Source organism: Patulibacter minatonensis DSM 18081, assembly GCF_000519325.1.
Lineage (GTDB): Bacteria > Actinomycetota > Thermoleophilia > Solirubrobacterales > Solirubrobacteraceae > Patulibacter > Patulibacter minatonensis.
The window spans coordinates 4,589,500-4,601,941 of sequence record NZ_KI912613.1; the positions used below are offsets into that span (position 1 = coordinate 4,589,500).

The 12,442-nt window shown below is 75.0% G+C and carries 13 protein-coding genes and 1 tRNA gene; 5 read left to right on the plus strand and 9 right to left on the minus strand.

From position 1 onward, the window contains the following. Positions 1-85 precede the first annotated feature (85 nt). Together PATMI_RS0121630 and PATMI_RS0121635 are read left to right on the plus strand one after the other, a co-directional pair. Positions 86-526 carry a sigma factor gene (locus PATMI_RS0121630; RefSeq protein ID WP_026912420.1) on the plus strand — a complete coding sequence of 147 codons (441 nt, stop codon included), beginning with the start codon at positions 86-88 and terminating at the stop codon, positions 524-526. A gap of 86 nt (positions 527-612) precedes the next feature. Beyond that, positions 613-2,145, plus strand: coding sequence for a gluconokinase (locus PATMI_RS0121635; protein ID WP_026912421.1), 1,533 nt, complete (start codon positions 613-615; stop codon positions 2,143-2,145). A 7-nt stretch (positions 2,146-2,152) separates the two neighbouring features. On the opposite strand, the gene PATMI_RS35255 is transcribed toward PATMI_RS0121635, so the two are convergent. Then, positions 2,153-2,395 (minus strand): LLM class oxidoreductase, encoded by a 243-nt coding sequence (locus PATMI_RS35255; RefSeq protein WP_026912422.1) that lies wholly within the window; start codon positions 2,393-2,395, stop codon positions 2,153-2,155. A gap of 343 nt (positions 2,396-2,738) precedes the next feature. On the opposite strand from PATMI_RS35255, the gene PATMI_RS0121650 reads away from it, so the two are divergent. Then, positions 2,739-2,975 (plus strand): hypothetical protein, encoded by a 237-nt coding sequence (locus PATMI_RS0121650; RefSeq protein WP_026912423.1) that lies wholly within the window; start codon positions 2,739-2,741, stop codon positions 2,973-2,975. 101 nt (positions 2,976-3,076) lie between these two features. Here the strand turns inward: PATMI_RS0121650 and PATMI_RS0121655 are convergent. Then, positions 3,077-3,150 (minus strand) — tRNA-Gly (locus PATMI_RS0121655). A 106-nt stretch (positions 3,151-3,256) separates the two neighbouring features. Here PATMI_RS0121655 and rsgA point away from each other — a divergent pair. After that, on the plus strand, positions 3,257-4,351 hold the full coding sequence (gene rsgA / locus PATMI_RS32250; RefSeq protein ID WP_051472127.1) for a ribosome small subunit-dependent GTPase A: 1,095 nt from the start codon (positions 3,257-3,259) through the stop codon (positions 4,349-4,351). Between the two features lie 20 nt (positions 4,352-4,371). Here the strand turns inward: rsgA and PATMI_RS0121665 are convergent, their stop codons facing one another. From PATMI_RS0121665 to PATMI_RS0121675, 3 genes are all read right to left on the minus strand, one after another. Continuing rightward, complete coding sequence (locus tag PATMI_RS0121665) at positions 4,372-5,151, minus strand: hypothetical protein (protein ID WP_026912424.1); 780 nt, start codon at positions 5,149-5,151, stop codon at positions 4,372-4,374. Between the two features lie 39 nt (positions 5,152-5,190). Continuing rightward, a complete protein-coding gene (whiG, locus tag PATMI_RS0121670; protein ID WP_169738408.1) occupies positions 5,191-5,982 on the minus strand; it encodes an RNA polymerase sigma factor WhiG in 792 nt (263 codons plus the stop codon). Positions 5,983-6,049: 67 nt separating this feature from the next. Beyond that, on the minus strand, positions 6,050-7,000 hold the full coding sequence (locus tag PATMI_RS0121675) for a tyrosine recombinase XerC (RefSeq protein WP_026912426.1): 951 nt from the start codon (positions 6,998-7,000) through the stop codon (positions 6,050-6,052). On the opposite strand from PATMI_RS0121675, the gene PATMI_RS0121680 reads away from it, so the two are divergent. Then, positions 6,984-7,397 carry a hypothetical protein gene (locus PATMI_RS0121680; protein ID WP_157260914.1) on the plus strand — a complete coding sequence of 138 codons (414 nt, stop codon included), beginning with the start codon at positions 6,984-6,986 and terminating at the stop codon, positions 7,395-7,397. The two genes, PATMI_RS0121675 and PATMI_RS0121680, sit on opposite strands and share 17 nt — an antisense overlap. 135 nt (positions 7,398-7,532) lie before the next feature. On the opposite strand, the gene PATMI_RS35260 is transcribed toward PATMI_RS0121680, so the two are convergent. The 4 genes from PATMI_RS35260 to ilvD all read right to left on the minus strand — a co-directional run bounded on the left by PATMI_RS35260 (position 7,533) and on the right by ilvD (position 12,437). Then, the gene (locus PATMI_RS35260) at positions 7,533-8,570 is read right to left on the minus strand and encodes a L,D-transpeptidase family protein (RefSeq protein ID WP_051472128.1); all 1,038 of its coding nucleotides are present in this window, start codon (positions 8,568-8,570) and stop codon (positions 7,533-7,535) included. Positions 8,571-8,741: 171 nt separating this feature from the next. Next, entirely contained in the window at positions 8,742-9,953 is a 1,212-nt protein-coding gene (locus PATMI_RS0121690) for a Rossmann-fold NAD(P)-binding domain-containing protein (RefSeq protein WP_026912428.1), read from the minus strand. Continuing rightward, positions 9,950-10,744 (minus strand): lysophospholipid acyltransferase family protein, encoded by a 795-nt coding sequence (locus PATMI_RS0121695; RefSeq protein WP_026912429.1) that lies wholly within the window; start codon positions 10,742-10,744, stop codon positions 9,950-9,952. Before PATMI_RS0121695 ends, PATMI_RS0121690 begins: the two co-directional genes overlap by 4 nt. A 1-nt stretch (position 10,745) precedes the next feature. Beyond that, positions 10,746-12,437: a dihydroxy-acid dehydratase gene (gene ilvD, locus PATMI_RS0121700; protein WP_084270148.1), complete on the minus strand. Its 1,692-nt coding sequence runs from the start codon at positions 12,435-12,437 to the stop codon at positions 10,746-10,748. Between the last annotated feature and the right edge of the window lie 5 nt (positions 12,438-12,442).

A 12,442-nucleotide genomic window follows, 5' to 3' on the forward strand; every position in this document is an offset into this window, starting at 1 on the left:
GCGTTTGCCGCGGCCCGGATCGGGGTTCGTGGACCGGGCCCCCGTCGCACGTCCACCCCCGTCCCCCCCATCTCCTCCTGACCTCGTGACCCCCGAACTCTCTCCCCAGGACCGCGTCGACCTCCGGCTGCTCGGCCGCCACCACGCGACCGACGACCGGCGCGCGTTCGCCGAGCTGCTCCGCCGCTGGACGCCGCGCGTGCGGTCGCTCGCCCGGACCGTGGCCCGGACCGACGACGACGTCGAGGTCCTCGCCCGATCGGGCACCACCGCCCTGGTCGACGCGATCGAGGCGTTCGACCCCGGATCGGGGGCGCGCTTCTCGACGTTCGCGGGACGCCGCATCGCGATCGCGATGCGGCACGCCGACGTGGGGCGCCCGCGGGACGCCGCAGCGCTGACCCTCGCGCCGCCGCCCACCCCGACCGATCGGACGGTGGTCGTCGTCCGGCCCCGTCGATCAGCACCCGGGACCGCTGTCGACCGCGGGACCGCCCCGTCGACCGGCGGGCGCCGGGCCGCCTGACGGCCGCCCCGTCCGCGCCGGTGGTCGGGACGCGCCGGGCGGCGGTCGCGCGGCGGCCGGGCTCGCGCCTCTGCCAGGCTCGGCCCGTGCCGCCCGACGCCTCCCCCGTGCCCGTCGTCCTCGCGGTCGACGTCGGCACGACCGCCGCGAAGACGACCGCGTTCGGCCCCGACGGCCGACGCCGCGGCGCCGGCGCGGAGCAGGGCTACCCGCTCGACGCGCCGCACCCGGGCCACGCGACGCAGGACCCCGCGCGCGTCACCGCGGCGGTGCTGCGCACGGTGCGGGACGTCGCGTCCGAGCGGCGCGCCGCGGGCGACCGGGTCGCCGGGATCGCCGTGTCCACCGCGATGCACGGCCTGTGCGCGCTCGACGCCCGCGACGCACCGTTGACGGCGATCCTCACGTGGGCTGACACGCGCGCCTCCGCCCAGGCCGATCGGCTGCGCGAGGCCGATCCCGGGCTGCACGACCGGACCGGCACGCCGGTCCACCCGATGGCGCCGCCGGCGAAGCTCGCGTGGCTCCGCGAGCACGACCCGGCGACGTTCGCCGCGGCGCGCCGCTGGGTCGGCGTCAAGGAGCTCGTGCTCCACGCCCTCACCGGCGAGCTCGTGCTCGACGAGTCCGTGGCGTCCGGGACGGGGCTGTGGAACGCGTCGACCCGCGACTGGGACCCGGCCGCGCTCGATCTGGTGGGCGTCGACGCCGGCCTCCTCGCGCCGGTCGTCCGGACGTCGACGGTCCTCGGCGGGCTGAGCGCGGAGGCGGCGGACGCGACCGGGCTCCCCGCGGGGACGCCGGTCGTCGTCGGGGCCGGGGACGGCCCGCTCGCGAACCTCGGCATCGACGCGGTCGCCCCGGGCGTCGCGGCGTGCTCGATCGGGACGAGCGGCGCGCTGCGGCTGACCGTCGACCGCCCGGCGGTCGACGCCCGGCGGCGGCTGTTCAGCTACGCGCTGGACGACGACCGCTGGGTGACCGGCGGCGCGATCAACAACGGGGGCGTCGTGCTCCGCTGGGCCGGGGCGGCGCTCACACCGGACCTGGGCCCGCACCCTGAGGACGCGCTCCTCGCGCTCGCGGCGGAGGTCCCGCCCGGCGCGGAGGGGCTCGTCCTGCTGCCGTCCCTGTGGTCGGAGCGCGCGCCGCGGTGGCGGGGCGACGCCACCGGTGCGTTCGTCGGACTGACGGCACGGCACGGGCGCGGGCACCTCGTGCGCGCGGCCGTCGAGGGCGTGTGCCTCCAGCTCGCGCTCGTCCTCGCGTCGCTGCGGGAGGCCGGGCACCGCGTCGACGAGGTCCGTGCCACCGGTGGGTTCTCGCGCAGCCCGCTCTGGCGGCAGCTGCTGACCGACGTGCTCGCGCTGCCGGTCGGGTTCCCGGACGACCCGGAGGGGTCGGGACGCGGCGCGGCGCTCGTCGGCCTGCGCGCCCTGGGCCTGGACGACGGCGCCGGTCCCACCCCGCCGGGACGCGTCCTGCATCCGGACGGGGCGGCGGCCGCGACCTACGCGGACCTGCTCCCGGTCTTCGCGGACCTCCAGGACGCCCTCGGGCCGGGGATGCGCGCCCTGCGGGACCTCGCCTCCGCGCAGGACCCCGGCGCCGGGCCCTGAGCGACGATCAGTGGAAGCGGGGCAGGACGTGCTCGGCGTACGCGGCGAAGAACGCGTCGTGCCCGCCGCCGACCTGCTGGACGTACAGCTCGTCGACGCCGGCGTCGGCGTACGCCTGGAGCTGCTCGACGTGGTGGTCGAGGTCGGGCCCGCAGACGATCGACTCGGCGATCAGCTCCTCCGTCACGAGCTCGCCGGCCTGCTCGAAGTGCCTCGGGGTCGGCAGCAGCTGCGCGAGCTCGCCGGACATCGCCGACACGATCGACCTCGTGCCCGAGCGCCTGTACGGCGTCTGCCGCACGATCCGCGAGGGCCACGACGACGTCGACGAGGCCGACCCCACGACGGCCGACCAGTTCCACGGCTTCCTCGAGTAGCTCGAGCAGTTCGCCTGGATGGTCTCCGCCGAGAACCGCGTCGCCGGCCGCACCGATCCGCGTCCGATCGACGAGTAGCGGTTCGACCGGCCGGCCCTCGGGCCCGGGACCCGATTACCGAATAACACCATAAGCCAGCTAGGGTGGTCGCTCGCGAGCGGCCATCCGGGCCGCAGCGCCCGCGGCAGGAGCGGGATCGCGACGATCGCCCGCCCCATGCCCGGAACCGACGACGGACCCGCTCGCGCCCTCCGCGCCGGCGTCGAGCACCTGCAGCGCCTGATCGATGCGCTGCAGTCCGAGCTGCGCGACGCGGTCCCCGTCCGGGACGCGGTCGTCGACCCGCTCGTGCACGCGATCGAGGCGCGCCAGCAGGAGCTCGCCCGGTGGCGGGCGGCACTCGAGATCGCGGAGCCCGGCGCAGGGCCCGACCCACTCGATCGCCCCCGCTGAGCGCGGACGTCTGCCACGCCCGAGCGCGGCCTGCTGCCGGCGCATCGCCCCGGAAACGCGAAAGCCCCCGCGTCAGCGGGGGCTTCCGGTACTGCCCGAGGAGCGGATGAAGAGACTCGAACTCTCGACCTTCTGCATGGCAAGCAGACGCTCTAGCCAACTGAGCTACATCCGCGCGGGACGTGGAATATAGCGAGCCTGGATTTCGCGTGTCGGCTGCTTCCCGTTCGGGGGCCGGACACGTAGGCTTGCAGGGGAATGCCGCCCCCGGACCCGCCCAGATGACCGACGTCGACGTCCTCGGCGACGGCGAGGCGGTCGCCGACCTGTGGGACCTGGACGACCCGCTGGCCGCCGCGGGGTGGAACGACGACGTCGCCCGCGACCTCCAGCCGTACCTCACCGGGGACCGCCGCCCGGCCCGGGTGGCGCGCATCGAGTACGGCGGCTGTCACCTGGTGACCGCCGAGGGCCGCACGCCGGGGGTCGGCCGGCTGGGCCGGACCTCGGAGCTCGACGACGACCGCTCGGACACCCCGCTCGCGGTCGGCGACTGGGTCGCGACCGAGCGCGACAAGAGCGACGACCGCCTGCTGGCGGTGGCCGTCGGGCCACGGCACCGCCTCGTCGGCCGCCGCGATCCGTCGCGGGAGCTGCTCGAGCAGGTGCTCGCCTCCAACGTGGAGGCCGTCCTCGTCGTGCACGCCCTCGACCGCCCGCTCCGACCGAGCCGCATCGAGCGCTCCCTCGTGATCGCGCACGAGGGCGACGTGCGACCGATCGTGGTCGCGACGAAGGCGGACCTCGACCTGCCGGACGCGTGGCGGGCGCTGCGCGACGAGATCCCGCCGGGCACGCCGGTGGTGGCGGTCTCCAAGCGCGACGGGCGCGGGTTCGACGAGCTGGAGGCCCTCCTCCCCCGCGGCGGCACGACGGCGCTGATCGGCGAGTCCGGGGCCGGGAAGTCGTCGATCGTCAACGCGCTGCTCGGCCGCGAGCTGCTGGCCACCGGCGCGGTCCGCGGGACGGACGCGAAGGGCCGTCACACGACGACGGCGCGCGAACTCGTGCCGCTGCACGGCGGCACCTGCCTGCTCGACACCCCGGGGACCAGGGAGCTGGGTCTCGTCCGCGACACCGGCGGGCTCGACGCGGCGTTCGTCGACGTCGTCGAGCTCGGACGCACCTGCCGGTTCACCGACTGCCGACACGACCGGGAGGCCGGGTGCTCCGTGCTGGGCGCGGTCGCCGACGGCACGCTGCCGGAGGCCCGCCGGGTCTCCTACCTGGAGCTCCGCGCGGAGATCGAGGAGCTCGACGAGAAGCGCGAGAAGCGCGAGCAGCGGCTCGGCGAGGGCCGGCGGCCCCGGCCGTAGCGACGCGGGGCCCGCCGTCGTCAGCCGGCGACGCCGGCCTGCAGGTACAGGTAGCCGTGGTCGTCGGCCACGGCGTTGGGGTCGACGTCGCCCGGAGAGAGGTCCTGCAGCGACGTGCCCTGACCGGTCGGGCGGACACCGTCGGCCTCGCGGGCGAGGTCCAGCTCGAACCGGTACCAGGTGAGCTCCCAGGCCAGGACGATCTGGACGCGCGAGCCCTCGACCGTCCGGACGGTGACCCACGGCGCCCCGAGCGTGCGGGCGATCCCGGCGAGCCTCCGCGGGTGCTCCGAGTGGTTGTAGACGTCGATCGCGCGGGCGCTCATGCGGGCACCCGACGTGGTGACCTGGGCCGGTGCGCCGGCCGCCGTCGTCGCGTACGCGGCCAGCGGGGCGGCGGCGGGCTCGTCGTGGAGCCCGAGCCCCTCGACCTCGTCCTCCAGGCGGTGCGGGCGCCACTCGGGGCGCGCCGTCGGATCCGGGGCCTCGTCCGTCTGGTGGTCGCGGCGGCGGCCGGCGCGCTGCGCACCGGGCTCGGGGTCCGGCGTCCGCGGTGCGCGGTCGCGCTTGATCCCGCGGCGGAGGCGCTCGACGAGCGACGCACCGCGGCCGCGACCGGGCTCGAGGGTCGGGGCGTCGTTGACGCCGACGCGGATCCAGCCGGCGTAGAGCGCCCGCGGGACGCAGAGCTCGCAGACGTCCTTGCGGGCGCCGTCGTGCAGGAAGATCTCGGGCTGCTCGCCGCGGAGCAGGTGCCGGTCGCAGACCGCGCAGACCTCGTAGTTGCCGTCAGATGCCACCCGCAGAGGCTAGCAACGCGGGGCGGCCCGACGCCGCCCTCAGGCGACCGCGACGTCGTCCGGGCTGATGCGCGCGCGGAGGCGCAGCACGGCCTTCGTGTGCAGCTGCGAGGCGCGCGACTCGGTGACGCCCAGGACCTCGCCGATCTCGCGCAGCGTGAGGTTCTCGTAGTAGTAGAGGGCGATCACGACCTTCTCGCGCTCCGGGAGCCGCTCGATCGCCCCGCGCATCTGGTCGCGCACGTCCTGCTCGGCGAGCATCGCGGCGGGGTCGGGGGCCTGCTGGTCCTCGATCGTGTCCAGCAGCGAGACCTGGTCGCCGCCGCTGGAGTCGCCGACGGACCACATCTCGTCCAGCGCGTGGATCGTGGACTGCGACACGGACACGAGGGCGTCCTGGAACTCGCGGACGGTGATCTCGAGCGCGTGGGCCATCTCCTCGTCGGTCGGGGCCCGGTGGAGCTTGTGCTCGAGCTTCGCGTGGGTGCGCTCGATCTCCCGCGCGCGCTGGCGGACGGACCGCGGGACCCAGTCCTGGGACCGGAGCTCGTCGATGATCGCGCCGCGGATGCGGGTCACGGCGTACGTCTCGAAGCGGACGTCCCGCGTGGTGTCGAAGCGGTCGACGGCGGTGGTGAGCCCGACGAGCCCGTACGAGATAAGGTCGCCCTCCTCGACGTGCGGCGGCAGCGTCGCGGCGACACGCCCGGCGACCCATTTGACGAGTGGCGCGTAGTTCAGGACCAGCTTCTCCCGGGCGACCGGGTCCTGGCTCTCCCGGAGGCGACGCCAGAGGTCGCGGAGGTCGTTGGGACGTGGCGGGCTCGGCACCGAGGAGGATCCGTGGTCGTGGGAATTGGGAGGAATCGGGGGGATCGTCCAGCCTCCCCGACCGCGCTCAAGCTCGGGGGTGGCTACGCCGATAAGCCGTCTTCAGTCGGCTGGACTCTACACGTGTGTACACCTGGGTTGTGGACAAGCGTGCGTGTCCCAGGAGCTCCTGGATCGACCGAAGGTCCGCTCCGCCGTCCAGCAGGTGGGTGGCGAACGAGTGGCGCAGGGCGTGGGGGTGCAGGTCGCTCGGCAGGCCCGCGGCACGGACCCAGAGGTCCATGCGGCGACGGACGTCGCTGGTGGACAGTCGGCGTCCGCGGCGGGAGAGCAGGAGCGCCTGCTCCGCCGGGCCGTCGGCGCCGGGCGCGGCCAGCGCCGGACGTCCACGGTGGAGGTACCTGCGGATCGCGTCGGCGGCGGGATCCCCGAGCGGGACCGTCCGGGTCTTCTCGCCCTTGCCCGTCGTGCGCAGCGCCCGCTCCTCGAGGTGGACGTCCTGGACGTCGATCCGGACGAGCTCGGCGGCGCGGAGCCCGCAGCCGTAGGCGATCTCGAGCATCGCGCGGTCGCGGATCGCGAGCGCGTCGTCGTCGGCGGGGATCTCGTCCAGGAGCCGCGAGGCGTCGTCCGGCTTGACGATCCGCGGCAGGTGCTGCGGCCGCCGGGGCCCCTGGGCCAGCTCCGCGGGGTTGCCCGGGACGACGCCGGCGCGGACGAGTGCGCGGAACAGCGCGCGGAGCGCCGCGAGGGCCCGCGTCACGGACGACGCCGCGGCCCCGCGCTCGGTCAGGCTCTGGGTGTACCGGCGGATCGTCCGGACGTCCACATCGCCGGGCCCGGGGCGTCCGTCGGCGACGCACCAGCGCGCGAACCGGCCGACGTCGCCCGCGTAGGCCGTGCGCGTCCGCTCGGCCGCACCCTTGCGGCGATGCTCGTCGTCCAGGACGACCAGGGCGGCGGCCCAGGCCTCGGGGAGCTCGTCCGTATCCTGTGGGGCTGTGGGCTTGTTCTTCATCGACACCGACTCCGGTCGCGTCGCGACGCAGCGGCAGCTGACGTACGCGGGGCTGGGCGACTCCATGACCCCGCCCCCGCGGCCGTGGCACCAGATCCGCGGCTCGGGCGACGCCTCGACGCTCTGGTACGCGGTGCTGCGGAAGCAGGAGCGCGGGATCTGGCTGGGCTCCCTCGTCTTTCGACAGGGGGACCACTATCCCCTCCTCCTGCAGAAGGGCTGGCAGGAGGTCCCGGTCGAGGAGATCGCGGCGTTCGGCCCCGTGACCCCGACGAGCCAGGAGGGCATCGGCGACCTCGACGACGCGATCCAGGCCCTCGCGGCGGCGGAGATCTCGGCGGTCTCGCCCGAGGTCCGTGCCCTCGCGGCGCAACCGCCGCGCGACCCGCAGGACTGACGCCGGGTCCGGGACGCTCGGGTCGGGGCCCGCACCGCGGGTCGGGGCCCGCACCCCTCAGGTGGCCCGCCGCGCCGCGGTCCGGCGCGATGGCAGCCCGCGACTCAGGTCGGGGCCCGCACCCCTGCGTCGTCCCTAGAGGATGTAGATCGGCGTCCCGACCGGCACCCGCGGGAACAGGTCGATGACGTCCGGCACGTGCATGCGGAGGCAGCCGTGGGAGGCGTTGGTGCCGATCGAGGCATCGTCGCTGGTGCCGTGGATGCCGACGCCGTCGTAGATGCCGAGCCAGCGGGCCTTGATCGGGTTCGACGGTCCGGGCGGGACCACGGTGCCGGCGAGGCTGCCGGCCCAGGCGGAGTTCGGCACGTGCCACGACGGGTTCTCGGCCTTGTTGCCGATCGTGTACTGCCCGGCGGGCGTGTCGTGGCCGGCGGCGCCGACCGAGATGCCGTAGCTCTTGGCGACCTTGAGGTCCTTGTAGAGCGTGAGCTTGAAGGTGGAGCGGTTGGCCACGAGGACCGTGCCGTACTTCTTGCGGATCGCTGCGGTCGTCTCCGCCGGCTTGATCTTGTTCGTGTACGCCGAGACGTCGTGGTCCGCGGAGGGGTCCATCAGCGCGGTGCGGACGAGCTGCGCGACGCGCTCGCGCTGGAGCCGCAGCCCGACGCGGCCCTTCGTGAACTGGAACGTGCCGCCCGCGAACGACACCGCGGCGGACTTCGGCTCGCGGTGGAGGTCCTTCTCGACCCGGTTGAGGAGGCGCGTGATCGCGTACCGGTTGTACGTGCTGAGCGGCGAGTAGTCCTTGCGGACCGTGCGGCCGGCGACGCGGTGGTAGACGCGGGAGAAGGCGTTGCCGTCCTCGCCGAGCTTCACGGCCTGGACGACGGCGTCCTTGATGTCGACCTTGATCTTGGCCTGGGCCGCGGTGAGCGTCCACTTCCGGTCGCTGTGGTTGACGACCACGGGCTTCGACAGGCGGTTGGTGAGCTCCGTCGTCGCCTTGCGCTCGGCGGCTGACGCGGTCAGCCCGCCGACGTCCACGCCACCGATGGTGACGCCCTCCGGGATCTTCTTCGGCGTGCTCGCGTCGGCGACGAGGACGCCGCCGCAGGCCACGAGGAGCACCGAGAGCAGCGTGGTGAGGATCAGGACAGGACGTTGACGCATGGCGGCACCATGGATGGTAACGGGGAATCGGCGGAACCGAAGCCGCGTGCAACGGCGGGTTCAGCGGCAGACGGTCCTACGTCGGAGGTGGCCCCGCGGTTGCATCCATGAGACCGTTCTCACGATCGCGGACGGCGTACGTCCCGCCGGGGGTCCCGCGGTGGTCGCCGGTCAGCGCTGCTGGAGGAGCAGGTCGATCTCGTCGAGCACCCGGCGCCGGCCCGGGCCCGCGGCCTCGTGCGCCCGGAGCGCGCGCAGCGCCTCAGGGTCCAGCGACGGCAGCAGCACCAGCAGCGCGTCGCCCTCCAGGGCGCCGATCCCGTCGTCGTCCGGCGCGCTCGGCGAGCCGCCGTCGGACCGCGCCGACGGGCTGTACCGCAGGAACGCCTCGACCTCGGGCTCGTACGGCGCGGGCATCCCCGGATGGAGCACCCGGCGCCGGCGCCGGACGCCCGCAGCGGTGGTCAGGGCCTCCCGCGAGGTCGCGCGGTACCGGAACCCCGTGGCCTTCAGGCGGCGGTTGTCGATGCCCCGCCCGCGGCGCAGCTGGCCCGCGAGCTCGTGCGCGCCACCGAGACCGGCCCGCGAGAGCACCCCGGCGATCATGCCCGTGCCCCACGGGGGCAGCACCGGGGCGTGCGCGCGTCCGAGGATCCGCAGCGCCTCGGTCAGCGCGAGGGTGCCGTCGGCCGCGACGAGGTACGGGCCGTCCAGGCGCTCGCCGACGACGTGGGCCACGGCGGCCGCGGCGTCCTCCTCGTGGACGACCTGGACGGGCGGGTCGAACCCGAGGACCGTCGGCAGCAGCGGCAGCCGGTCCGCGGCCTGCAGGATGCCGCTGCCCGCGGGACCGACGTGGTCCGCCAGGCGGACCGTCGTCAGGCCGAGCTCGGGCCGGCGGCGGAGCACGCCGGCCGCGGCGCCCTCGATCTGCGCCAGCGCGGTGGCCAGGGCGCCCCGGGGCGACGACGGGGGTTCGACGTCCTCGGTGAGGAACGCCGGGAGGTCCCGCCCCCACCCGTGCCGGTGGACGGAGCCGACGGTCACGAGGCGCCGGACGGGGCTGCCGTCGTCGGTGCACGCCGCGCCGACGCGCTCGGTGACGCGGGCGTGCCCGGTGATCGCGCGCTCGTCCAGCGGGGCGATCGCCGCGGCGGCGCGGACGTCGACGAGGACGTCGACGCCGGCCCCGCGCACGACCCGCGGCAGCTGCAGCAGGCCCTCGCCGAGGCGGACGAACTCGGCCCGGACGAACGGCGCGCCGGGGGCGTGGTCGTCGACCGCGATGACGGTCTCCACGTCGTCGCGGCGCTCGAGCGCGGTCACCACGAGCGCGCCGAAGCGGCTGGACCCGGCGGTGACCAGGACGCGGAGGCCGGTCATCCGACCCACCGCGACGTCCGGGCGCGGAGCATGTCCGCGGTCTCGTGCCGGAGCCGGCGGGCGGCCGAGAGCGCCAGGCGCTCGGCCTCGGCGGCCGGTTGCACGCCGTCGTCGGTGTCGGGGTGGAGCGGCGGGAGCGGGCGCAGGCGGATCTTCGCGGGCAGGAAGGCCAGCAGGGCGAGCGGCCCGAGGTGCGGGAAGCCGAGCGTGACGGGGACCCGGCGGCCCCCGGGGAGCGGCACGCGCGCGAGCACGGGCTGTGCGTCGTCGGCGCCTGCGGCGACGACGGGCACGATCGGGACGCCGGTGCGGACGGCGGCGAGCACGGCCGGGTGCTGCCCCAGGGTCGCGCTCGCCGCGGCGTCGTGGAGGCGATCCGTCCGGGTGCTCAGGACCACGAGCTCGCCCTCGTCGCCGAGCAGGCGGGTGAGGTCGTCGACGTGGGCGCCGACGGCCCCGGCGCGGGTCAGGAGCACCGACAGCCCGGGCTGGTCCAGCAGGGACCGGTCGACGCAGATGCGCGGGTCGCGGCGGCGCGGGTGGTCCTCGCGGACGGCCTTGGCCAGGAGCGGGGCGATCGGCGACACGACGCCGCCGCCGGTGACGATCAGGAGGGCGCCCCCGCTGGACGGGATGCGGTCGGCGTGCTCGAGCTCCACGCGGAACCAGAGCTTGTGCGCGGCCTCCCAGACCGTCCGGTCCAGCACGCCGCTGAGGCGCGCGGAGCGGCCCCAGTCGTCGAGGTCGCGGTCCGGTTCGACGACCGGCAGGATGTCGCGTGCGCCGTCCATGTCAGCCGATGGTGACGGCGCCCTCGCTGGCGGTGCCGACGAGCTTCGCGTACTTGGCGAGGACCCCGGTGGCGTCGGGGCTGAGGACGGGCTCGTAGGCCGCGGCCCGCTCGGCGATCTGCGCGTCCGTGAGGTCGACCGACAGGCGGCGCTCGTCGACGTCGATCGTGATCTCGTCGCCCTCCCGGACCGCCGCGATCGGGCCGCGGTGGAACGCCTCCGGCGAGACGTGCCCGACCGAGAAGCCGTGGGTCGCGCCGGAGAACCGGCCGTCGGTGATCAGCGCGACCTCGCCGGAGATCCCGATCCCCGACAGCGCGGAGGAGACGGCGAGCATCTCGCGCATCCCCGGACCGCCGGTCGGACCCTCGTTGCGGATCACGATCACGTCACCGGGCCGGATCCCGCCGTCGGTGACGACCGCCATCGCCGCGGCCTCCTGCTCGAACACCCGCGCCGGACCGACGTGCCGCCGGCGCTCGTGCCCCGAGAGCTTCACGACGCAGCCCTCGGGCGCGAGGTTCCCGCGGAGGATCGCCAGTCCGCCGGTGTCCCGGATCGGGTCGTGGAGCGGCCGGATGACGCGCTGCCCCTCGGCCTCGACGCCCTGGTCGGCGAGCTCGCCGATCGTGGGACCGGTGACGGTCGGCTGTCCTTCGTGGAGCTGGCCGGCCTCCTTCAGGCGGCCGAGGAAGACGGGGGTGCCGCCGGCGTGCCAGAGGTCCACGGCGTTGTACCGCCCGCCGGGCAGCAGGTCGCAGAGCAGCGGCGTGGAGCGGCTGATGCGGTCGAAGTCGTCGATGTCGAAGTCGACGCCCATCTCCTTCGCGACCGCCAGCAGGTGCAGCACGGCGTTGGTGGAGCCACCGGAGCCGGAGACCGCCGCGACGGCGTTCTGCAGCGACTCCTTCGTGATCACGTCGGACGGGCGCAGGTCGCGGCGCAGGACGTCCATCACGAGCTCGCCGGTCCGGAACGCGACCTCGAGCTTCGACGGGGCCTGCGCGTGGACCATGGCCGCGCCGGCGGGGCTGATCCCCATCGCCTCGAACGCCATCGCCATCGTGTTCGCCGTGAACTGGCCGCCGCAGGCACCGGCGCCGGGGCTGGCGACGTTCTCGAGCTCGTCGAGCTCCGCGTCGGTCATCTTCCCCGCGGCGTGGCGGCCGACGGCCTCGAAGACGGACTGGATGGTCACCTGCTCGCCGTGCAGGTGCCCCGGCGGGATCGAGCCGCCGTAGAGCATCAGGCCGGGGATGTTCAGGCGGGCGAGGGCCATGACGCCGGCCGGGATCGTCTTGTCGCAGCCGGTGATGACGACGAGGCCGTCGAAGAGGTGGCCGCGGGCGACGAGCTCGATCGAGTCGGTGATGACCTCGCGGGACACGAGCGACGTCTTCATGCCCGAGGTGCCCATCGTGATCCCGTCGGAGATCGCGATGTGGTTGACCTCCATCGGGGTGCCGCCGGCCGCCCGGATGCCCTCCTTGACCTTGTTGGCCAGGACCCGGTGGTTGAAGTTGCACGGCATCGTCTCGATCCAGCCGTGCGCGACGCCGATGATCGGCCTGCTCAGCGCCTCGTTGTCGAACCCGATGCCCTTCAGGTACGTCCGGGCGGCCGCGCGCTGCGGCCCCTCGGTCATGACCCGGCTCCGGTGCTTCAGGTCGACGTGGTCGGAGGTGTCGCTCACCGGGG